Annotated in this window: 17 protein-coding genes and 1 rRNA gene; 15 read left to right on the top strand and 3 right to left on the bottom strand. The window is 43.3% G+C overall.

Annotated features, from left to right (window positions below; translation table 11 throughout):
* The first annotated feature begins 1 nt into the window (after position 1).
* From rrf to C511_RS0111385, 10 genes are all read left to right on the top strand, one after another.
* Positions 2-109: ribosomal RNA gene (gene rrf / locus C511_RS0111430) — 5S ribosomal RNA — on the top strand.
* A 217-nt stretch (positions 110-326) separates the two neighbouring features.
* On the top strand, positions 327-923 hold the full coding sequence (locus C511_RS0111425) for an ATP synthase subunit E (RefSeq protein WP_024997255.1): 597 nt from the start codon (positions 327-329) through the stop codon (positions 921-923).
* Positions 924-941: 18 nt separating this feature from the next.
* Positions 942-1784 (top strand): DUF2764 family protein, encoded by an 843-nt coding sequence (locus C511_RS0111420; RefSeq protein ID WP_024997256.1) that lies wholly within the window; start codon positions 942-944, stop codon positions 1782-1784.
* A 17-nt stretch (positions 1785-1801) separates the two neighbouring features.
* Positions 1802-3556, top strand: coding sequence for a V-type ATP synthase subunit A (locus tag C511_RS0111415; protein ID WP_027318159.1), 1755 nt, complete (start codon positions 1802-1804; stop codon positions 3554-3556).
* A 28-nt stretch (positions 3557-3584) separates the two neighbouring features.
* Positions 3585-4901 (top strand): V-type ATP synthase subunit B, encoded by a 1317-nt coding sequence (locus C511_RS0111410; RefSeq protein WP_024997257.1) that lies wholly within the window; start codon positions 3585-3587, stop codon positions 4899-4901.
* A 22-nt stretch (positions 4902-4923) separates the two neighbouring features.
* Positions 4924-5529 carry a V-type ATP synthase subunit D gene (locus C511_RS0111405; protein WP_024997258.1) on the top strand — a complete coding sequence of 202 codons (606 nt, stop codon included), beginning with the start codon at positions 4924-4926 and terminating at the stop codon, positions 5527-5529.
* Positions 5526-7343 carry a V-type ATP synthase subunit I gene (locus C511_RS0111400; RefSeq protein WP_024997259.1) on the top strand — a complete coding sequence of 606 codons (1818 nt, stop codon included), beginning with the start codon at positions 5526-5528 and terminating at the stop codon, positions 7341-7343. Before C511_RS0111405 ends, C511_RS0111400 begins: the two co-directional genes overlap by 4 nt.
* A gap of 40 nt (positions 7344-7383) precedes the next feature.
* A complete protein-coding gene (locus tag C511_RS0111395) occupies positions 7384-7848 on the top strand; it encodes an ATP synthase subunit K (protein WP_024997260.1) in 465 nt (154 codons plus the stop codon).
* Positions 7849-8041: 193 nt separating this feature from the next.
* A complete protein-coding gene (locus C511_RS0111390; RefSeq protein ID WP_024997261.1) occupies positions 8042-9694 on the top strand; it encodes a glycogen/starch synthase in 1653 nt (550 codons plus the stop codon).
* 39 nt (positions 9695-9733) lie between these two features.
* Positions 9734-12298 (top strand): glycosyltransferase family 1 protein, encoded by a 2565-nt coding sequence (locus C511_RS0111385; protein ID WP_024997262.1) that lies wholly within the window; start codon positions 9734-9736, stop codon positions 12296-12298.
* 68 nt (positions 12299-12366) lie between these two features.
* Here C511_RS0111385 and C511_RS0111380 read toward each other — a convergent pair whose 3' ends face one another.
* Positions 12367-13464, bottom strand: coding sequence for a TlpA disulfide reductase family protein (locus C511_RS0111380; RefSeq protein ID WP_024997263.1), 1098 nt, complete (start codon positions 13462-13464; stop codon positions 12367-12369).
* A gap of 136 nt (positions 13465-13600) precedes the next feature.
* Here C511_RS0111380 and potA point away from each other — a divergent pair, with 136 nt between their 5' ends.
* Genes potA through C511_RS0111355 form a run of 5 tightly spaced genes read left to right on the top strand, consistent with a single transcriptional unit; the run spans position 13601 to position 20476 of the window.
* Positions 13601-14986 carry a polyamine ABC transporter ATP-binding protein gene (gene potA, locus C511_RS0111375; RefSeq protein ID WP_024997264.1) on the top strand — a complete coding sequence of 462 codons (1386 nt, stop codon included), beginning with the start codon at positions 13601-13603 and terminating at the stop codon, positions 14984-14986.
* 23 nt (positions 14987-15009) lie between these two features.
* Entirely contained in the window at positions 15010-15807 is a 798-nt protein-coding gene (locus C511_RS0111370; protein WP_024997265.1) for an ABC transporter permease, read from the top strand.
* Positions 15801-16592, top strand: a complete 792-nt coding sequence (locus tag C511_RS0111365) for an ABC transporter permease (protein ID WP_024997266.1) — start codon at positions 15801-15803, stop codon at positions 16590-16592. The genes C511_RS0111370 and C511_RS0111365 overlap by 7 nt, the downstream gene beginning before the upstream one ends.
* A 48-nt stretch (positions 16593-16640) precedes the next feature.
* Positions 16641-17990, top strand: coding sequence for an ABC transporter substrate-binding protein (locus C511_RS0111360; protein WP_027318158.1), 1350 nt, complete (start codon positions 16641-16643; stop codon positions 17988-17990).
* A gap of 17 nt (positions 17991-18007) precedes the next feature.
* A complete protein-coding gene (locus tag C511_RS0111355; protein WP_024997267.1) occupies positions 18008-20476 on the top strand; it encodes a DUF4982 domain-containing protein in 2469 nt (822 codons plus the stop codon).
* Positions 20477-20591: 115 nt separating this feature from the next.
* On the opposite strand, the gene C511_RS0111350 is transcribed toward C511_RS0111355, so the two are convergent.
* A complete protein-coding gene (locus tag C511_RS0111350) occupies positions 20592-20807 on the bottom strand; it encodes a hypothetical protein (protein ID WP_024997268.1) in 216 nt (71 codons plus the stop codon).
* Positions 20808-20911: 104 nt separating this feature from the next.
* Complete coding sequence (locus tag C511_RS0111345; RefSeq protein WP_024997269.1) at positions 20912-22486, bottom strand: glycoside hydrolase family 43 protein; 1575 nt, start codon at positions 22484-22486, stop codon at positions 20912-20914.
* Positions 22487-22572: the final 86 nt, after the last annotated feature.

Genomic DNA, 22572 nt, shown 5'->3' with positions numbered 1-22572 from the left:
AGGTGACTATAGCACAAGGGTTCCACCTCTTCCCATTCCGAACAGAGAAGTTAAGCCTTGTCACGCCGATGGTACTGCGTAACAGTGGGAGAGTAGGTAGTCGCCGTTTTTTAGAGAAGTCCTGCAGCTATACAAAGCTGTGGGACTTTTTGCGTTTAAAGCCTACCGGAGATATCCATTTGAAACACAGGAATGAAAAATATATTAAACTAGTTCCTTTTTCCTCTCATCTTAAAACAAAAATGCTGTTAATTTCGTATATTTGGCCCATTCCTTCTGGTTAAGACACACGATTGATATATAAACTTCAAAATAATCCTATAAGTATGGAAAATAAAATTCAAGAACTCACAGATAAGATTTATCGTGAAGGCGTTGAAAAAGGAAATGAAGAAGCTCAGAAACTGATAGCAAAAGCGGAAGCTGATGCGAAAACAATTATTGAAAAAGCCCGTAAAGAGGCCGATGCAATTAATGCATCTGCTCGTAAAGCTGCAGAAGAGTTGGTCGAGAATACCAAATCAGAGTTGAAATTGTTTGCCAGTCAGTCTGTTAATGCGCTCAAGTCTGAGATTGCATCTGTGGTTACTGATAAAATTGTTTCAGCTCCGGTTAATGAGTTCGTAAATAACAAAGAGTATCTTTATTCGTTTATCGTTGCTTTAGCTTCTAAATGGAGTGCTAACGAGCCTATTACAATCAGTACTCAAGAAGCAGAAGCTCTGAAAGCTTATTTTGCAGCACATGCCAAATCTCTTTTAGATAAAGGCGTTCAAATAGAACAAGTAAATGGCATTAAAACACTCTTCACCGTATCTCCGAAAGATGGATCTTATAAAATAAACTTTGGGGAAGAAGAATTTATGAATTACTTTAAGGCATTTTTGCGTCCACAATTGGTTGAGATGCTTTTCAGCGTTTAGCCTTTAAACAATCCATATATGAGTAAATATTATTGTTTGGTGGCTGGTTTACCTGACATTCATTTGGAAGATACCAAATTGAGTTATACGGTAGCCGACTTCAGAACTGAAATATATCCGGATTTATCATCTGCTGATAAAAAGCTTATTGATCTGTTTTATCTGAAATTTGATAATCGAAATTTGATAAAGCTGTTGAATGATAAAGATGCTGTCACTGACAATAGGGGAAATTATACCGGGCAAGAATTGCTTGATTTGATAACTCAGGTCAGAGATGGTGTCAATGAGGAATCTTTGGCATATCCTACATACCTTATCGATTTTATTTCCTATTACTATAGTGAGAATAATGATGATAATGCTGCTGTTCAAGAAGATTATCTCTCATCATTGTATTTTGAATATGCCATGAGGTCGAAGAATGAATTTATCGTGTCATGGTTTGAATTTAATCTTAATCTCAATAATATTTTAGCAGCTCTTGTTTCTCGTAAATACAAACAGGATGTGGCTCGTTCTATCGTGGGGAACACGGATGTAAGTATTGCACTCAAAACTTCCGGAGCCCGTGATTTTGGGTTGACCGGTGAGGTGGATTATTTTGAACCGTTGCTTAAAATGACAGAGGTAGACGATTTAGTTGAGAGAGAAAAGAAAATAGATATACTTAAATGGAAATGGTTGGAAAATGCAACTTTCTTTAATTATTTTACTATAGAGCGTATTTTTGCTTTTCTGCTCCAATTAGAAATGGTTGAGAGATGGATTTTAATGGATAAGGAACGGGGCAGTAAACTCTTTAGGCAAATGATAGATTCGCTAAAGAATGATGTTCAGATTCCCGTTGAATTTAGATAAATAAACAAATAAATTATATGGCAACAAAAGGAACTGTTTGTGGAGTAATATCCAACATGGTAACCCTCACAGTTGACGGTCCTGTAGCTCAAAATGAGATTTGTTATATCTCAACTGGTGGTGACAGGCTGATGGCTGAGGTAATTAAAGTAGTAGGTGTCAATGCTTATGTTCAGGTATTTGAAAGCACACGTGGTTTGAAGGTTGGTTCAGAGGCTGAGTTTACCGGACACATGCTTGAAGTTACCTTAGGACCGGGTATGCTTTCTAAAAACTACGATGGTTTACAGAATGACCTCGATAAAATGGATGGTGTTTTCTTGAAGCGTGGACAGTACACTTTTCCACTGGACAAGGACAAAAAATGGCATTTTTCTCCTTTAGTGAAAATAGGAGATAAGGTTGAAGCAGCAACATGGCTCGGACAAGTTGATGAAAACTTCCAGCCTTTAAAAATCATGGTGCCCTTTACACTAAAAGGTATTTACACTGTTAAATCAATTGTATCTGAAGGTGAATATGGTATCTATGATGTTATCGTTGTGCTTGTAGGCGAAGACGGTAATGAAGTTGAAGTGAACATGATTCAAAGGTGGCCTGTAAAAAGAGCCATGATTAATTATAAAGAAAAACCACGCCCATTTAAATTATTGGAAACCGGTGTACGTGTTATAGATACAGTAAACCCGATTGTTGAAGGTGGAACCGGATTTATTCCCGGACCGTTCGGTACAGGAAAAACCGTTCTTCAGCATGCCATATCCAAACAAGCAGAGGCCGACATTGTGATTATTGCAGCTTGTGGTGAACGTGCCAATGAAGTAGTGGAAATCTTTACGGAATTTCCCGAATTGATAGACCCGCATACCGGACGCAAATTGATGGAACGTACAATCATCATTGCAAATACGTCGAATATGCCGGTTGCTGCGCGTGAAGCTTCTGTTTATACAGCTATGACCATTGCCGAGTACTACCGTGCTATGGGTCTGAAGGTTCTGTTGATGGCCGATTCAACCTCACGTTGGGCACAGGCTTTGCGTGAAATGTCCAATCGTATGGAAGAGTTGCCTGGTCCGGATGCATTTCCCATGGATTTATCTTCTATTATTTCCAACTTTTACGGCAGAGCCGGTTACGTAGTTCTGAATAACGGCAACACGGGCTCCATCACTTTTATCGGAACGGTGTCTCCTGCCGGCGGAAACTTGAAAGAACCGGTTACTGAGAATACAAAGAAAGTTGCGCGTTGTTTTTACGCACTTGAACAAGACCGGGCAGATAGAAAGCGTTATCCTGCCGTGAATCCGATTGATTCGTATTCTAAATATATTGAGTACCCCGAATTTGAAGATTATATAGGCAAGCGCATCAATAATGAATGGCTGAAGAAAGTCAACGAAATAAAAACCCGTTTGCAAAGAGGTAAGGAGATTGCAGAACAAATAAACATCTTGGGTGACGACGGTGTTCCTGTGGAATATCACGTTACTTTTTGGAAATCGGAGCTGATTGACTTTGTCATTCTTCAACAAGATGCTTTTGATGAGATTGATGCGGTAACTCCTATGGAGAGACAAGAAGCTATTGTTAACATGGTTATTGATATTTGCCACACTGAATTTGAATTTGATAATTTCAACGAAGTAATGGATTACTTTAAGAAGATGATCAATGTTTGCAAACAGATGAATTATTCCAAGTTCAAGTCACCGGAATATGATGATTTCGTAAAGCAATTAAACGAATTGATTCAAGAAAGGAAAGCTTAATTCGATAACCGTAAAGTAAATAAGTATAATGGCAACAAAAGCATTTCAGAAAATATATACGAAAATCACTCAGATTACCAAAGCTACCTGTTCGTTGAAAGCAGCAGGAGTTGGGTATGACGAGCTGGCTACTGTTAACGGTAAGTTAGCTCAGGTGGTTAAAATAACAGGAGATGAAGTGACGCTACAGGTGTTTGAAGGTACAGAAGGTATACCGACAAATGCTGAAGTGGTATTCTTAGGCAAAGCTCCTACGATAAAAGTAAGTGAACAGCTTTCCGGCCGGTTCTTTAATGCATTCGGAGACCCGATTGACGGGGGACCGGAAATTGAAGGCGAGGAGGTTGAAATTGGCGGTCCGTCGGTCAACCCGGTTCGACGTAAGCAGCCGTCTGAACTGATCGCAACCGGAATAGCAGGTATTGACTTGAATAATACGTTGGTTTCCGGTCAGAAAATTCCCTTCTTCGCTGACCCCGACCAACCCTTCAACCAAGTAATGGCCAATGTAGCGCTGCGGGCAGAAACAGATAAAATTATTTTGGGAGGTATGGGTATGACCAATGATGATTACCTGTATTTCAAAAATGTGTTCTCAAATGCCGGAGCTCTTGACCGTATTGTGAGTTTTGTGAATACAACGGAGAATCCTCCGGTAGAGCGTTTGCTGATTCCCGACATGGCCCTTACTGCTGCCGAATATTTTGCAGTGAATAACAATGAAAAAGTCTTGGTACTTCTTACGGATATGACCTCTTATGCCGATGCACTTTCTATTGTGTCAAACCGTATGGATCAGATTCCTTCCAAAGACTCTATGCCTGGCTCACTATACTCCGATTTGGCTAAGATTTATGAGAAAGCCGTGCAATTCCCAGCAGGGGGCTCCATTACTATTATAGCCGTAACAACTCTTTCGGGTGGCGACATCACTCATGCTGTGCCCGATAATACCGGATACATTACGGAAGGACAGCTATTCCTGCGTCGCGACAGTGATATTGGTAAGGTGATTGTGGATCCGTTCCGTTCACTTTCTCGTTTGAAGCAGTTAGTTACCGGAAAGAAGACCCGTAAAGATCATCCGCAAGTAATGAATGCGGCCGTACGTTTGTATGCCGATGCGGCGAATGCTAAAACCAAGTTGGAGAACGGTTTTGATTTGACTAACTACGATGAGCGTACATTGGCTTATGCAAAAGATTATTCGAATCAATTGCTGGCTATTGATGTGAACTTGAATACGACTGAGATGCTAGATGTAGCTTGGGGATTGTTTAGTAAGTACTTCCGCCCCGAAGAAGTGAACATCAAACAAGAGTTAGTAGATCAGTACTGGAAATAAATATCATCCATAAGCTTATAAGATGGCTATAAAGTTTCAATATAACAAAACGTCTCTTCAACAGCTCGAAAAGCAACTGAAAATACGCGTGCGTACTCTTCCTATTATAAAGAATAAAGAGAGTGCTTTGCGTATGGAGGTCAAACGTTGCAAATCTGAAGCTGTGTTGCTAGAGGAAAGGCTCGAAAAACAAATTCTTGCCTATGAAGCCATGTTCGCTCTTTGGAATGAGTTTGATGCTTCGTTAATCAGGGTAAACGATGTTCATCTGGGTATTAAAAAGATTGCCGGTGTACGGGTTCCATTGCTCGAAAACGTCGATTTTGATATTCGCCCCTATAGTTTGTTTAACGCTCCCAAGTGGTATGCCGATGGTATACATTTGCTAAAAGGATTGGCGCAAACAGCTATTGAACGAGAGTTTATTCTGGCTAAATTAAACTTGCTGGAACATGCGCGTAAGAAAACGACTCAAAAGGTTAATCTTTTTGAGAAGGTACAAATACCTGGTTATCAGGATGCGTTGCGTAAAATAAAACGCTTTATGGAAGATGAAGAGAACTTATCGAAGTCTTCACAAAAGATATTGAAATCGCAACAAGAGAAAAGAAAGGAGGCTGAGTTATGATTACTAAAATGAAAAAACTCACTTTTCTTGTTTACCATAAGGAATATGATGCTTTTTTAAATAATCTCCGTGATTTAGGGGTTGTTCATATTGCTGAGAAACAGCAAGGAATGGCAGATAATTCAGCGTTACAAGAAAAGATTCGCTTATCTGCCAGGTTGTCTGCTACGATAAAATTGCTTCAGAATATAAAAACTGAAGAGAAAGTAACGGATGATTCGGAAACCGTTTCAGCCTCAAGGGGAATGCAAATTCTTGATGAGGTTGATGAGCTGCTCAATCATAAAAGTAGTTTGCAACAACAGATTCTGGCATATGAAAAGGAACTTGCCGTATTAGAACCATGGGGCGATTTCTCTCCCGAGAGTATCGCCAAGCTGCGTGATTCCGGCTATGATATTGGATTTTATATATCAACGGAAGCTAATTTCAATGAAGATTGGATAGAGGCTTACAATGCCATGGTCATTAATAGAGTCGCTTCGAAGGTTTACTTTATCACTTTTACCAAAACGAATCAAGAAATTGATTTGGATGTGGAGCGGATTAAGTTGCCCGATCGGTCATACGGCCAAACGCAAGAACTCATTCTAAATAATAAAGAAGAATTATTGCGTCAAGAGGAAACCCTGCACAACATCGCGCGGAAGGATATTCCTTCATTATTGGCTGCCAGGAAAGAGTTAAACGGTGAGATTGAATTTGATCAAGTCGTTCTTAACACCGAACCAGCTGCCGGCGAAAAGCTTATGCTGTTGCAAGGGTGGTTACCGGCATCGGAAGAAGACCCAATTGTTGCTTACCTGAATTCGCAGTCAGTGTATTATGATATCAAGAAGCCGGCACCGGAAGACAATGTACCTATTCAATTGAATAATAAGGGACTGTTTGCCTGGTTCGAGCCAATTTGCAAGCTGTATATGCTGCCTAAATACAATGAACTGGACCTGACTCCGTTTTTTGCTCCATTTTTCATGCTCTTCTTCGGGCTTTGTCTGGGAGATTCGGGGTATGGACTGTTTTTGCTTTTGGGTGTGACTCTGTACCGTTTGCTGGCAAAAAACATAGGTAAAACCATGAAACCCATTTTGTCTTTGGTGCAGTTACTAGCTGCTTCCACTTTCTTTTGTGGCATGCTGACCGGAACCTTTTTCGGAGCTAATTTTTATGATTTAGACTGGCCATTTATTCAACGAATGAAACACGCCATTGCCATGGACAACAATGATATGTTTCAACTGTCGCTGTTATTGGGCGTTATACAGATTCTATTTGGTATGATTCTTAAGGCAGTTAATCAGGCTATACAATTTGGATTCAAATATGCCGTAGGAACGATTGGCTGGATTATCTTGTTAGTATCAGTTGGTTTGGCTGCCGTATTACCGGCTGTATTCCCGATGGGTGGAACTGCACATCTTGTTATTCTTGCTATAGCAGGAGCCATGATCTTGTTCTATAACAGTCCGGATAAGAATATCTTTATCAACTTTGGTTTAGGATTATGGGATTCTTATAATATGGTAACAGGCTTACTGGGCGATATATTATCTTATGTGCGCTTGTTTGCTTTGGGACTTTCGGGCGGAATTCTGGCCAGCGTGTTTAATAGTCTGGCAGTAGGCATGAGTCCGGATAATGTAATTGCAGGTCCCATTGTTATGGTGCTTATTTTTGTTATAGGTCACTCTATCAATATCTTTATGAATGTATTGGGCGCTATGGTGCACCCTATGCGTTTAACCTTTGTAGAATTCTTCAAGAATTCGGGTTACGAAGGAGGAGGAAAGGAATACAAGCCTTTCAGCAAATAATTTATCAATGAATATATAAACAATAAAATAGAATAAAATTATGGAAATGAATTTATTTATTGCCTATATCGGCATCGCAGTTATGGTTGGTTTGTCTGGTATCGGCAGCGCTTATGGTGTAACAATTGCCGGTAATGCAGCAATTGGTGCTTTGAAGAAAAACGATACCGCTTTTGGTAACTTCTTGGTGCTTACAGCCCTTCCGGGAACACAAGGATTATATGGTTTTGCCGGATACTTTATGTTTCAAACCATCTTTGGCGTGTTGACACCTGCCATTACAGGTATTCAGGCTGCTGCTGTTTTAGGTGCCGGTATTGCATTAGGATTGGTTGCACTTTTCTCGGCCATTCGTCAGGGACAAGTATGTGCAAATGGTATTGCAGCGATAGGTCAAGGTCATAATGTGTTTGGAAATACGCTGATTCTGGCTGTATTCCCTGAATTATATGCTATCGTGGCGCTTGCTGCTACCTTCCTGATGGGTAGTGCACTGGTTGCGTAATGAGCAATAAAACATAGAAAAAATTGAAAACATCCGTAGGTTTTAAACTTGCGGATGTTTTTTTATGCCCAATTGAGTCATTTCCGCAAACGTTTGTTACCTCTTATTTACTTAGATTTAATGTGTTACGCGTGATATTTCGATAATTAATATGTATTTTTGCAATATTAGTGATATAGCGTATTAGTTTTATATGATAAAAGAATTATTGTTACCCGATTATATATTTGAGTCAAGCTGGGAAGTATGTAATAAAGTGGGAGGTATCTACACGGTATTGTCTACTCGTGCCAATACTCTTCAGGCTCATTTTCACGACAAACTTATTTTTGTGGGGCCCGATGTGTGGCAAGGAAAAGAGAACCCTTTGTTTCTGGAATCGAAGACTCTTTTCAGTGACTGGCGCGAAAAAGCCTTGAAAGAAGGATTAAGCATACGCATTGGGCGCTGGAATATTCCAGGTAAACCCATCGTTATGTTGGTTGATTTTCAGCCATTTTTCTCACATAAAAATGAAATCTACACAGAGATGTGGAACGCTTTTCAGGTTGATTCCTTGCATGCGTACGGTGATTACGATGAAGCGTCCATGTTTTCTTATGCGGCGGGCCGGTTGGTAGAAAGTTTCTATCGTTATTACCTGTCTGACAACGATCAAGTTGTTTATCAGGCGCATGAGTGGATGACCGCCTTAGGCGCTTTGTACATACAACAAGCCGTTCCCGAAATTGCTACTATATTTACGACCCATGCAACTTCTATCGGGCGCTCCATTGCCGGAAACGAGAAACCTCTTTACGACTATTTGTTTGCTTACAATGGCGACCAAATGGCTCAGGAACTTAATATGGAATCCAAGCACTCCATAGAAAAACAAGCAGCTCATCATGTTGACTGTTTTACAACCGTAAGTGAAATCACGAACCGGGAATGTAAGCAGTTGCTAGAAAAGGAGGCAGACGTGGTGCTGATGAATGGATTTGAGGACGATTTTGTTCCCAAAGGAGCGGCTTTTACCGGTAAACGTAAAAGAGCTCGGACAGCTATGCTGCGTGTAGCCAATTGTTTGTTGGGCACTAATCTGACCGATGACACGCTGATTATAGGAACCAGTGGACGTTATGAATTCAAGAATAAAGGAATTGATGTTTTTATTGAATCATTGTACCAATTGAATAAGGACGAAAAACTCAATAAAACGGTACTTGCCTTTATCAATGTGCCTGCGTGGGCCGGAGAAGCGCGCGAAGATTTAGTAGAACGTTTACAGAGTCGAAAGAAATACAATACTCCCTTGCCCAATTCGTTTATATCTCATTTGTTATTCGAACCTGAATTCGATAAAATAACACATGCATTTAAGAGGCTTGGCATGACTAATAACCCGGATGACAAGGTAAAAGTCATTTTTGTACCGTGTTACCTGAACGGAAAAGACGGTGTATTCAACAAAGAGTATTACGATTTGTTATTAGGACAGGACCTCAGTGTGTATCCTTCATACTATGAACCTTGGGGGTATACGCCTCTTGAGAGTATTGCCTTCGGGGTGCCCACCATTACTACGGATTTAGCCGGTTTTGGTTTATGGGTTAACGGTTTGGATACATGCAATTGCATAAATGATGGGGTAGAAGTACTTCATCGTACAGACAGTAACTACATGGAAGTAGCCGATAGCATAAAAAATACGATCACAGTATTTGCTTCTAAGACCGCCGAAGAAACCGCTGAAATAAGCGGTAAGGCAACTGCGATTGCCGAGAAAGCGTTGTGGAAGCACTTTATAACGTATTATTACGAGGCTTATCATATTGCTTTATGCAATGCGGCAAAGCGCAAATAAGATAAAGATTTATTCATCAATAAGTAAATTAATAGCATTATGAAGATTAAAGTTAGCAATGTGAATACTCCTAATTGGAGGGAAGTAACTGTGAGATCTTCTGTTCCGGCAGAGCTTGAGAAATTATCCGAAATGGCTCGTAATGTCTGGACATTGTGGAATTATGAAGCAACAGATTTGTTCAGAAGTCTCGATCCGGCTTTATGGAAAGAGGTAGGACAAAACCCCGTTTTGCTTCTGGAACGTATGAATTTTGATAAACTGGAAGCTTTGGCTAATGACAAGCTCGTTCTGAAAAGAATGAATGATGTATATGCCAAGTTCAGAGATTATATGGATGTTGAACCCGATTCAAAGCGTCCTTCCGTTGCCTATTTCAGTATGGAATATGGTTTAAATCATGTTCTTAAAATATACTCGGGAGGTCTGGGTGTTTTGGCAGGTGATTATTTGAAGGAAGCGTCTGACAGTAATGTGGACCTCTGCGCCATCGGTTTCTTATACAGATATGGTTATTTTACTCAATCATTGGCTATAGACGGACAACAGATTGCTAATTACGAAGCTCAGAACTTTGGTACACTTCCGTTGGAAAGGGTGAATGATGCGCACGGACAACCTCTTGTGGTGGATGTTCCCTATATCGATTACGTAGTACATGCTTATGTGTGGAAAGTAAATGTGGGACGCATATCCTTGTATCTGCTCGATACGGACAATGAAATGAATAGCGAGTTCGACCGCTCTATCACTCATCAGCTGTATGGTGGCGACTGGGAGAACCGTTTGAAACAAGAAATCTTGTTGGGCATCGGAGGTATACTAACTTTGAAAGCGCTCGGCATTAAGAAAGATATATATCATTGTAATGAGGGACATGCCGCTTTGATTAACGTGCAGCGTCTTTCTGATTATGTTGCCGAAGGATTGAGCTTTGATCAAGCGATAGAATTAGTCAGAGCCTCTTCTCTTTATACGGTTCACACTCCGGTTCCGGCTGGGCACGACTACTTCGATGAAGGGTTGTTTGGTAAATACATGAGTGGCTATCCTCAAAAACTGGGAATCTCTTGGGATGATTTGATGGATTTAGGTCGCAATAACCCGGGAGACAAGGGTGAACGCTTCTGTATGTCGGTCTTTGCATGTAATACTTCGCAAGAAGTAAATGGCGTAAGCTGGATGCACGGTAAAGTATCACAAGAAATGTTCTCGTCTATCTGGAAAGGATACTTCCCCGAAGAGAGCCATGTGGGTTACGTAACCAACGGAGTACATTTCCCAACCTGGAGTGCGCGCGAGTGGAAACAACTCTATGCCAAATATTTTGATAGCAACTTCCTTTATGACCAGTCGAACCCTAAAATATGGGAAGCAATCAACAACGTGCCCGATGAGGAAATATGGAATACCCGTCAAACCATGAAGCACAAGCTGGTTGACTACATACGCAAACAGTTTAGCGAAACGTGGTTGAAAAATCAGGGAGATCCCTCTCGCATTGTTTCGCTGATGGAGAAAATCAATCCGAATGCCTTGTTAATTGGTTTCGGACGCCGTTTTGCCACCTACAAACGTGCGCACTTACTTTTTACGGATCTGGATCGTTTGTCTAAGATTGTCAATAACCCCGATCGCCCCGTGCAATTCCTGTTTACAGGGAAAGCCCATCCTCATGATGGCGCCGGACAGGGATTAATCAAAAGAATTATAGAGATATCAAGGAGACCTGAATTCTTAGGAAAGATTATCTTCCTTGAAAACTATGACATGCAGTTGGCCCGTCGTTTGGTCACCGGCGTTGATATCTGGTTAAACACTCCTACAAGACCTTTGGAAGCATCGGGTACATCCGGTGAAAAGGCTTTGATGAATGGAGTATTGAATTTCTCTGTGCTCGACGGTTGGTGGCTGGAAGGTTACCGCGAGAAGGCAGGTTGGGCGTTGACCGAGAAGCGTACTTACCAGAATCAGGAATACCAAGATCAGCTGGATGCGGCAACTATTTATAGTATATTGGAGACAGAGATCTTGCCATTGTACTATGACAAGAATGAAGCCGGTTATTCCGAAGAATGGATTAAGTATATTAAAAACTCCATCTCTCAAATTGCTCCGCATTATACCATGAAACGCCAGTTGGACGACTACTATGATCGGTTCTACAACAAACTGGCCAAACGTTTCCATGTTTTAAATGCTGACAATTATAAGAAAGCCAAGGAAATAGCAGCGTGGAAGGAAGAGGTTGCCGAGAAATGGGATTCTATTGAGGTCGTTTCTTTTGAAAAGAGTGAAGAATTACTTCAGGATTCTATTCAAAGCGGCAAGGATTACACCATTACTTACGTCATTGATGAGAAGGGATTGAATGATGCGATCGGCATTGAGCTGGTTACCATTTTTACTGATGCAGATGGCAAAGAACATGTTTATTCCGTTGAACCTTTCGAGGTAGTTAAAAAGGAAGGAACACTTTATACTTTCCAGGCAACTCACAGCTTATCCAATGCAGGAAGCTTCAAGGTGGCATACCGCATGTATCCTAAAAATCCGGATCTGCCTCATCGTCAGGACTTCTGTTATGTTCGTTGGTTTAACTAAATAGAACGTATGATACTAAAAAAGGTCGCTAACTTAGCGACCTTTTTTAGTATCTGATTACCGGATGATTACTTAATAAGCTCGGCCAATTTAGCTTGAAGCTCTTCACCGTGTAAGCCACGTGCCACAATGGTTCCGTCTTTGTCAATCAGCACAACATGAGGAATGCTGCGGATGGCATAAAGTCGAGAACCTTCGCTTTCCCAGAATTTAAGGTCGGACATTTGAGGCCACGTAATATTCAATTGCTTGATGCCATCTTTCCAAGACTGGAGGTCTCTGTCTAACGACACGCCTACAATTTCAAATCCCTTCGTTTTATATTTCGCATAAGCCTCAACCAAGTTAGGCATTTCACGTCTGCAAGGACCACACCAGCTAGCCCAGAAGTCTACCAAAACCACTTTGCCTTTACCAGCCACATCAGACAGTTTGATATCCTTGCCTTCGGGAGTTTTCATCTGGAAATCAACAAACTTCTGACCTACAGCCGTGGCTTTTGCTGTTTTAACCAACTCCTTCAGATGAACAATCGTTTCATTGCTTTGGAATGCAGCCGGAACTTTCTCGAGCAGCGGTTCAATTTCTGTATATTCCAGGTAGTAGTTATACTGCCCCAAAAGGAATACACCAACCGTGTTTTCTATGTTCTTCTGAATACCGTCTTTTATTATTTTCATCATCTCTTCTTCCAGAGAATTCATCTCCTTCAGTTTGGCTTCTTTCTGCTCATCGGTCAGCGCCGGATTCCCCATTGATTCATAAATCTCATTCTGCTTATTATTCAATGCGCTCATTTGCGTTCTGAATTCCTGGTAAGCATTATTGGCCGGAGTACCTATGGCAGAATTTTCTTCCTTACCCATCTTCACATCTATCTTTCCGTTTTCAAGGAAGAAATCCATGATGAGTTGATTGTCTCCTTTAGAATAAGTAATATATCTGTTAACAGTAGAGTCCTGACTTCCTTCAAAGCTGAAACCGCCTTTCGAGATGATAGCCGTATCAATCTTGTTGAATTCTCTATTTGAACGTTCCTGTAAAAATACAGTATCACCATCTGCTGCGCCTTCAATGGTTCCGCTAATTGTGTAACCTTTATTTCCGCTGTTACAAGCTGATATACCCAGGGCTGTTACCGTAAGTAAATAGATCAGTTTCTTCATACTTCTGTCAATTAAATGAATATTTATTTATGCAAAGATAGTTTTTTTGTTGAGCCTTGTCATAATGCTGATGTTATATTATGATAATATATTCATCTAATACTAGAAATATGTACCTTTGTGCGCCTAATAAAGTATGAATATGCAAGAAGAAGATTTTATCATAGAGATTCGTAACGTCTCAAAATTTTTTGGAGAAAAAACAGCTCTCGAATGTATCAATTTATCCGTTCGCAAGGGTGAGTTTGTGACTATTCTCGGTCCTTCGGGATGTGGTAAAACAACCTTGCTACGTTTGCTGGCCGGCTTTCAGACGGTTTCTGAGGGCGAAATACGCATTGCCGGCAAAGAAATTACGCAAACACCTCCGCACAAACGCCCTGTAAACACCGTTTTCCAGAAATACGCTCTCTTTCCTCACCTGAATGTATATGACAATATTGCTTTCGGACTCAAACTCAAGAAGCTTTCCAAAGCTGTGATTGAAAGAAAGGTGAGAGCCTCTTTGAAGATGGTGGGGATGACCGATTATGAATTCAGAGACGTAGACTCCTTGTCGGGCGGACAGCAGCAGCGAGTTGCCATCGCCCGTGCCATTGTCAACGAGCCGGAAGTTTTGTTGCTCGACGAACCCTTGGCAGCACTCGACTTGAAGATGCGCAAAGACATGCAGATGGAGTTGAAAGAGATGCATAAACGCCTGGGCATCACCTTCGTTTATGTCACCCATGATCAGGAAGAGGCGCTCACATTGAGCGATACGATTGTGGTGATGAGCGATGGGAGAATACAACAGATAGGCACACCCATTGATATTTATAATGAACCGGCCAACTCCTTCGTTGCCGACTTTATAGGCGAGAGCAACATCCTGAACGGTACCATGATCAAAGATAACCTGGTGCGTTTTTGTGATACCGATTTTGAATGCGTGGACAGAGGGTTCGGCGAGCAGACTCCTGTCGACGTGGTCATCAGGCCCGAAGATATCTACATCTTTCAGCAATCGGATGCCGCTCAACTGACGGGAGTGGTGCAATCAACCATCTTCAAAGGTGTGCATTACGAAATGACAGTGCTCTGTGGCGACTATGAATTCCTGGTGCAAGATTACCATCATTTTGAGGTAGGCGATACGGTGGGTTTGCTGGTTAAGCCCATGGATATTCACATTATGCATAAAGAACGTGTTTGCAATACGTTTGAAGGCAAACTGCTCGATGCCGAGCACGTAGAGTTTTTGGGTTGCACCTTTGCCTGTATGCCGGTTAGCTGTGCCCAGCCGGGTGAGAAAGTAAGTGTTGAGGTCGACTTTAATCAGATTATTCTGCAAGACAACGAAGAAGACGGAGCGCTTACCGGCGAAGTACGATTCATTCTGTATAAAGGAAACCATTACCACCTCACCGTTTTATCCGATTGGGACGAACTGGTGTATGTGGATACCAATGATGTGTGGGATGACGGTGACCGGGTAGGAATTACCATTCCGGCCGAGGCCATTCGTGTTGTGAAGTGCTAACCCATTAAAGAAACCAAGAAGTGATTAAAAGAATTTCATTGTTTTTTGCATCGCGCAAGAGTTGGACCCTCCCTTACGTCCTTTTCTCCGCCGTATTTGTGGTCATCCCTTTGCTACTCATTGTGGTGTACGCATTTACAGACGATAACGGAACGATTACATTGAGTAATTTCTCCAAGTTCTTTATGCACCAAGAGGCCATTAATACGTTTGTTTATTCCATTGGCATTGCCATTATCACCACGGCCATCTGCATCCTCATTGGTTATCCGGCGGCATGGATATTGAGCAACAGTAAGCTAAACTCATCGCGCACACTGGTGGTACTTTTTATATTACCCATGTGGGTTAATATATTGGTGCGTACACTTGCCACGGTCGCTTTGTTCGACTTTTTTGCTGTGCCGTTGGGCGAAGGCGCCTTGATATTCGGCATGGTGTATAACTTCCTGCCTTTTATGATTTACCCCATCTATAATACGTTGCAGAAGATGGACAGAAGTTACATTGAGGCGGCGCAAGACTTGGGAGCCACGCCCGTTCAAGTGTTTGTCAAAGCCATTATACCGCTTTCCATGCCGGGTGTGATGAGTGGGGTAATGATGGTGTTTATGCCTACCATATCGACTTTCGCCATTGCCGAACTGCTCACGATGAATAACATCAAACTCTTTGGTACCACCATTCAGGAAAATATCAATAACAGCATGTGGAATTACGGAGCGGCGCTTTCACTTATTATGCTGCTGCTTATTGCTGCAACATCTGTCTTTAACACAGACGATAAAGACAATTCAAACGAAGGAGGTGGACTATGGTAAAAAGAATTTTGGCGCAGGCCTACCTGTGGGTGATACTGTTTGTGTTGTATTTGCCCATCGTGATCATCTTTATTTATTCGTTTACAGAAGCCAAAGTGTTGGGCAACTGGACAGGCTTCTCCACCAAATTGTACACGTCTTTGTTCTCTTCGGGCACGCACCATTCATTAATGAATGCGCTGATCAATACCATTACCATAGCGCTGCTGGCCTCTTGTGTTGCTACGCTGCTGGGCAGTGTCACTGCCATTGGAATTTACAACCTCAAGGCGCGTTCAAAGAAAGCAATCGGCTTTGTGAACAGCATTCCCATCCTGAACGGCGACATTATTACCGGTATCTCTCTGTTCTTATTATTTATTTCGTTAGGCATTTCGCAAGGCTACCTTACGGTGCTGCTGGCTCACATAACCTTTTGTACTCCTTATGTGGTGCTAAGTGTTTTGCCCAGACTGAAACAGATGAATCCCAATATTTATGAGGCGGCACTCGACTTAGGAGCTACTCCCATGCAAGCCTTGCGCAAGGTCATCATTCCGGAAATTCGTCCGGGCATGATTAGCGGCTTTATGCTGTCGGTCACTCTCTCGATTGACGACTTTGCCGTAACGGTATTTACCATTGGTAATCAGGGTTTGGAAACGCTTTCTACCTATATTTATGCCGATGCAAGGAAAGGCGGACTCACACCCGAGCTGCGCCCGTTGTCAACCATCATATTTATCGTGGTTTTAACGCTGCTTATTGTCATAAACCACCGCACGGGGAAAGCGAAAAATAATTAGTAAAACAGCTGTAGTTCATTCTATTATAGGCAATATAACACAACGTTGATGAAAAGATATACCATTTACTTATTGACATTCTTTCTGTATCTGTCTCTTACGGCCTGCTATAACTCAGGCGAGCCGCGCGAGAATGTTTTGAAGATATACAATTGGGCCGACTATATTGACGAAGAGGTACTCAAAGAGTTTCAGACTTACTACAAGGAGCAAACGGGTGAGGATATACGCATTGTGTATCAAACATTCGATATCAATGAGGTCATGCTTACCAAAATAGAAAAGGGGCACGAAGACTTTGATGTGGTGTGCCCGTCGGAGTATATCATTGAACGCATGCTCAAGAAAAAACTGCTTCTGCCCATTGACACAACGCTGGGTGGAGCGGCCAATAACCTGCATAACATTGCACCTTACATACGCTCTCAAATAGATAAGTTGAGTCAGCCGGGCCAACAAGCAAGCCGTTATGCGGTTTGCTACATGTGGGGCACCACGGGTATCTTGTACAATAAAAAGTTTGTGTCCGATGTCGATGCTTCTTCGTGGTCGTGCTTGTGGAATGTAAAGTACAAAGGCAAGATTCTGATGAAGGAAAGTTACCGCGATGCCTATGGCACGGCAGCCATTTATGCCCATGCCAATGAGTTGCGTAACGGAACCATTACCGTTGAAGACTTGATGAATGATTATTCTCCGCAGGCAATGGCTGTGGTGGAACAATATCTGAAAGCCATGAAGCCTTTGATTGCCGGGTGGGAGTCGGACTTTGGCAAGGAGATGATGACCAAAAACAAAGCGTGGCTTAACTTAACGTGGAGCGGAGACGCTGTCTGGGCCATTGAAGAAGCTTCTTCGGTGGGTGTGGAGCTCGATTATCAGGTTCCCGTTGAAGGCAGTAACATTTGGTATGACGGCTGGGTAATTCCCAAGTATGCCGGCAATCCCAAAGCGGCCAGCTATTTTATAAACTTCTTGTGCAGACCCGACATTGCCTTGCGAAACATGGATGCAACCGGTTACGTGAGCGCCGTTGCCACCCCTGAAATCTTAGAGGCGCAAACAGACACAACACTGGATTATTACTCGGATTTGACTTACTTCTTTGGTCCGGAAGCCGACAGTGTGCAGATTGACCGCATTCAATATCCGGATAAAAAGGTGGTAGAGCGCTGTGCCATGATTCGTGACTTTGGCGACAAAACACAGAATGTACTCGAGATATGGTCGCGTATTAAAGGAGATAATTTGGGCGTGGGCATAACAATTCTTATATTTGCCGTGGTTGCTTTTATGAGTGGGTGGACTATCTATAAAAGATGGTTGAAATATAAACGAAATAAAATGCAGCGAAGAAGGAATCGTCGAAAAACATTCCGCACGTTTAGAAAACCATAAAAACATTCTTATCAATGATGAACTTGAAATCTTTTACTTTATTGGCTTTGTCGGCTTGCTGCTGGCTGGCTTCGCAGGCTCAGCCGCATGCGGCCAGAAATGAGTTTCTACTCGACAAAGGCTGGAAGTTTACCAAAGGTGATGTGCCCGGCGCGCAGGCACAAAGCTATGATGACGCATCGTGGCAACGAGTTGTTATACCGCACGATTGGGCTATATATGGTCCGTTTGACCGCTCTCATGATTTACAGGAAGTGGCCATCACACAAAACCTTGAAACAAAGGCGTCGGTAAAGACCGGTCGCACGGGAGGCTTGCCTTATGTTGGCATCGGCTGGTACCGGAAATCATTCTCCGTAGATGACTTTGAGAAAGGCAAACGCCGCGTAACGCTTCTGTTCGACGGGGCAATGAGTGAAGCCCGTGTGTATGTCAATGGCAAGGAAGCGGCTTTCTGGCCGTTGGGATACAACTCGTTTCATTGCGATGTAACCGACTTCCTCAATGCCGACGGCAAAAACAATGTGCTGGCTGTGCGCTTGGAAAACAAACCGCAGTCGTCGCGCTGGTATCCCGGAGCCGGACTTTACAGGAACGTTCACCTTATTGTGACGGACGAGATTCACGTTCCGGTGTGGGGCACTTATATTACCACCCCGCATGTGTCCGATGAATATGCGGCTGTCCGCCTGGAAACGACGGTCGACAATCTGGCAAATGAAAATGTACGCGTACAAACCGAAATAGTGAATGCTGCCAACGAGGTGGTTGCCCAGAAAAACGAGATGCGCAAGCTGATGAAAGGACAAGCCTTTGTGCAGAACTTTACGGTGAACAACCCTTCTTTATGGTCGCCCGAGACTCCTGTTTTATACAAGGCGGTATCAAAGATTTATGTGAAGGATCAGTTGGTTGACGAATACACCACCCGCTTCGGCATTCGTTCCGTGCAGGTGATAGCCAACAAAGGCTTCTTCCTCAATGGCAAGCTGCGTAAGTTCCAGGGCGTTTGTAATCACCACGACTTAGGGCCGCTTGGTGCAGCAGTGAATGTGGCCGCTTTGAAACGCCAGCTCACGCTACTTAAAGAGATGGGCTGCGATGCCATTCGTACGGCTCACAACATGCCGGCTCCCGAGTTGGTTGCGTTGTGTGACGAGATGGGTTTCATGATGATGATTGAACCGTTCGACGAGTGGGACAGGGCCAAATGTGACAACGGTTACCACCGTTTCTTTAATGAATGGGCAGAAAAAGATATGGTCAACATGCTTCGTAACTACCGCAACAACGCCAGTGTAGTAATGTGGAGCATCGGCAACGAGGTGCCAACGCAGTGCAGCGCCGATGGCTATCGGGTGGCATCGTTCCTGCAAGAGATCTGTCACCGCGAAGATCCTACGCGTCCGGTAACTTGCGGCATGGATCAGGTGACTTGTGTGCTGGGCAATGGCTTTGCTGCTTTGCTGGATGTTCCGGGGTTCAACTACCGGGTGCATCGTTACGAAGAGGCTTACGGCAAACTGCCTCAGGGAGTGGTGCTGGGCTCGGAGACTTCCTCTACAGTCAGCTCACGGGGCGTGTATAAGTTTCCCGTTGAGAAGAAAGCCGACGCGCTGTATGACGACCATCAGTCTTCATCATACGACATGGAGTACTGCTCTTGGTCTAACTTGCCCGACGATGATTTGGCCATGGCCGAAGATCATGACTGGACGATGGGACAGTTCGTGTGGACCGGTTTTGATTACTTGGGAGAGCCTTCTCCTTACGATACCGATGCCTGGCCTAATCACAGTTCCATGTTCGGCATCATTGACTTGGCTAGCATTCCGAAAGACAGGTTTTACTTGTACAAAAGCATCTGGAATAAGAAGGAGTCGACTTTGCACGTGTTGCCACATTGGAACTGGGAAGGCCGCGAGGGTCAAACTACTCCGGTATTTGTTTATACGAACTGCCCTACAGCCGAACTTTTCGTGAACGGTAAAAGCTACGGCAAGCAAACGAAGAGCAAGGAGTCACTGCAACACCGTTACAGGTTGATGTGGATGAACGTGGTGTATGAGCCGGGAGAAGTCAAGGTCGTGGCTTATGATGCGACAGGCAAGGTGGCCGACGAGAAAGTGGTGCGTACAGCAGGAAAGCCTCATCACATGGAGTTGGTGGTGGATAGAAAGGAACTGACTGCCGATGGCAAAGACTTGGCTTACGTTACCGTGCGCGTGGTAGATAAAGACGGTAATCTTTGTCCGCACGACAACCGGATGATACGTTTCTCCGTAAAAGGCAACGGCAGTTACCGGGCTTCGGCCAACGGCGACCCTACTTGTCTGGATGTGTTTCATCTACCGCAAATGCATGCGTTTGGCGGACAACTGACTGCTTTGGTACAGTCGGCCGAAACACCGGGGGAGATTGTTTTTCAAGCTACGGCCAAAGGGTTGAAGACCGCCCGCCTGGTACTTACATCCACTCAACCGTGATTGAAAAAAGAGCAAAATAAAAAGGTAAATGCTTGACTTTGGCAATATAATGTATTATCTTTGTCAGCATAATCCTATAGTACATTCAATTTAATATAGGCAAAAAGGCAGGAGTTCAAACTCCTGCCTTTTTTCGTTGGCTGCCGTTCAACTTTCCCGCCAGACGGTTGCTCACGCCGATTTGCACGGTAGCAAATGGTCCGGGAGAAACCGTCTCTTGGCGGGGAGACGGTTTCTCCCGGACCAAAAGAAGGTTTATCTTTTTAAATTGCTCGTTATCTTTTTGAAATCGGCGGTTATGTTTTTCAAAAAGTTGGTTATCTTTTCTCAAACTCCTGCCGATGATTCGCTCTTCCTCTCCATTCGTTAATAATATATAAACCTGCTCTTGACAAGATTCAGCGAAACGAGTGTGAAAGTCAAACTATTTCTTTGCTATTTAGACGGTTTATCGGTGATGTGGAAATAATCGAAGTCAACGAAACCGCCTACTTCCTTGGTCGCGTAATTGAATAGTCCGTAACGATATCCCATGAAGTGGGGGATGGTGTACGACATTTTAAGAGGTTTGCCAATGGAAGTCCACTGCTTGCCGTCTAAGCTATAATAGAAATACGCCTTATCGGTTCTGTTTTTGAAATCACAATCTATTTTGAGGTACACCTTGTCTTGCGTCAAAGGAATGTTCTCTACCTCAGGCGCATCGGCAAAGTTCATGTTGACCATCACCAAGTGCTTCACATTTCCTTCTTTTCTGATGCCAACCCATCCGAAATCTTTCTGCAGCAAACTCAAGCCCGCGCAATCGCCGTCCTTCATGTTGCTGGCATCCATACAAGTTGATCCGCTGCACTCGGGGCCAACGGTACGTTGCGTCAGTGTGTTGCGTGCGGTCAGGTATGATTGATCAATGCGTCCTGTCTTTAAGCGGAGGTAACCGTTTCTCTCAGTAACCGACCATAAATTATTGTCGGGGTTGTGATTCCACTGCCATACCAGCGGCAAAGCTGGTTCTCTTTTTTTCCTGTTGAACTCGTCGGAGTTAACAATGCCCGGTATCAGGCTTTTATTGGCAGGCAGATTGAGGAATTCGGGAACCTTGCCATTTTCGCCCAGCACAGGCCAGCCGTCTTCCCATTTCACGGGAACCAGGAAAGGAATACGCCCTACAGAACCACAGTCTTGGAACAGGTAAGCAAACCATCTCCCGTCGGGTGTGTCAATGAGTCCGCCTTGTGCCACCCCTTTGTCCTGAAGCACCATCTTACCTTCGTACGGGCCTGTGATTTTGTCGGCGCGGTGAACAACAACGGTACGCATGCTGTTTCTGGGCCATGTAATATTAAAGAGGTAATACTTCCCTTTTATTTTAAAGAGCTGAGAACCCTCGGCGGGTAACCCGATGCTGTTTCCGGCGGGTAAAGCGGCGTTCTCAATGATTACCTTTTCTTCAGTTCCCTTTTTCACTCCGGAAAGATCGTCTTCCAACTCCACCAACTTCAGCTTTCCGGCACCGTATATGAGGTAGGTCTTGCCATCGTCGTCAAAGAAAAGAGTGTGATCATGGAAACTGGGTGCGAAGGTATGTTCCACCCAAGGGCCTTTGGCTATATCTTTTGTTTTATAGATATGAGTTCTGCCGGTTGGTTGGGCAAAGGTGCTGACGTAATACATTCCCTTGTGGTAGCGCAAACAGCTGGCCCAGGAGCCTCTTCCGTAGGTACTTTCCCCGTTCTTCAGACTTAATGAATTGATGGTGTCTAAGGTCTGATAAGCATAGCTGATCATTTTCCAATTGACCAGATCGGTCGATTCCATGATGGGTACTCCGGGACTCATGTGCATGGTGGTGCTACTCATATAATACTTGCTGCCCACCCGTATTATCGACATGTCGGGCACATCGGCATAAATCACCGGGTTATGAGCTTGCGTGTTTTGGGCCATAACCACTTGGCAAGTGGCGGCCGTGTTGAGAAGGAATAAACTTAATACTAAGTGTCTTAACATAGTTCCTTGATTTCGTTTGTTAATAAAATGGTTTATTATAGGAGCAAAGCTAATTAGTATTTGCTAAAAACAGGAACGATCAGGTA

The sequence above is a fragment of the Bacteroides graminisolvens DSM 19988 = JCM 15093 genome (assembly GCF_000428125.1).
Classification (GTDB): Bacteria; Bacteroidota; Bacteroidia; order Bacteroidales; family Bacteroidaceae; genus Bacteroides; species Bacteroides graminisolvens.
The sequence above is the reverse complement of the archived record's forward strand: the minus strand, read 5'-3'. Positions and strand labels throughout refer to the sequence as shown.

Bases quoted from the DNA above. Each gene is read 5' to 3' on its own strand.
- C511_RS0111425 (WP_024997255.1), top strand. From the start codon at position 327: ATGGAAAATAAAATTCAAGAACTCACAGATAAGATTTATCGTGAAGGC.
- C511_RS0111420 (WP_024997256.1), top strand. From the start codon at position 942: ATGAGTAAATATTATTGTTTGGTGGCTGGTTTACCTGACATTCATTTG.
- C511_RS0111415 (WP_027318159.1), top strand. From the start codon at position 1,802: ATGGCAACAAAAGGAACTGTTTGTGGAGTAATATCCAACATGGTAACC.
- C511_RS0111410 (WP_024997257.1), top strand. From the start codon at position 3,585: ATGGCAACAAAAGCATTTCAGAAAATATATACGAAAATCACTCAGATT.
- C511_RS0111405 (WP_024997258.1), top strand. From the start codon at position 4,924: ATGGCTATAAAGTTTCAATATAACAAAACGTCTCTTCAACAGCTCGAA.
- C511_RS0111400 (WP_024997259.1), top strand. From the start codon at position 5,526: ATGATTACTAAAATGAAAAAACTCACTTTTCTTGTTTACCATAAGGAA.
- C511_RS0111395 (WP_024997260.1), top strand. From the start codon at position 7,384: ATGGAAATGAATTTATTTATTGCCTATATCGGCATCGCAGTTATGGTT.
- C511_RS0111390 (WP_024997261.1), top strand. From the start codon at position 8,042: ATGATAAAAGAATTATTGTTACCCGATTATATATTTGAGTCAAGCTGG.
- C511_RS0111385 (WP_024997262.1), top strand. From the start codon at position 9,734: ATGAAGATTAAAGTTAGCAATGTGAATACTCCTAATTGGAGGGAAGTA.
- C511_RS0111380 (WP_024997263.1), bottom strand. From the start codon at position 13,464: ATGAAGAAACTGATCTATTTACTTACGGTAACAGCCCTGGGTATATCA.
- potA (WP_024997264.1), top strand. From the start codon at position 13,601: ATGAATATGCAAGAAGAAGATTTTATCATAGAGATTCGTAACGTCTCA.
- C511_RS0111365 (WP_024997266.1), top strand. From the start codon at position 15,801: ATGGTAAAAAGAATTTTGGCGCAGGCCTACCTGTGGGTGATACTGTTT.
- C511_RS0111360 (WP_027318158.1), top strand. From the start codon at position 16,641: ATGAAAAGATATACCATTTACTTATTGACATTCTTTCTGTATCTGTCT.
- C511_RS0111355 (WP_024997267.1), top strand. From the start codon at position 18,008: ATGAACTTGAAATCTTTTACTTTATTGGCTTTGTCGGCTTGCTGCTGG.
- C511_RS0111345 (WP_024997269.1), bottom strand. From the start codon at position 22,486: ATGTTAAGACACTTAGTATTAAGTTTATTCCTTCTCAACACGGCCGCC.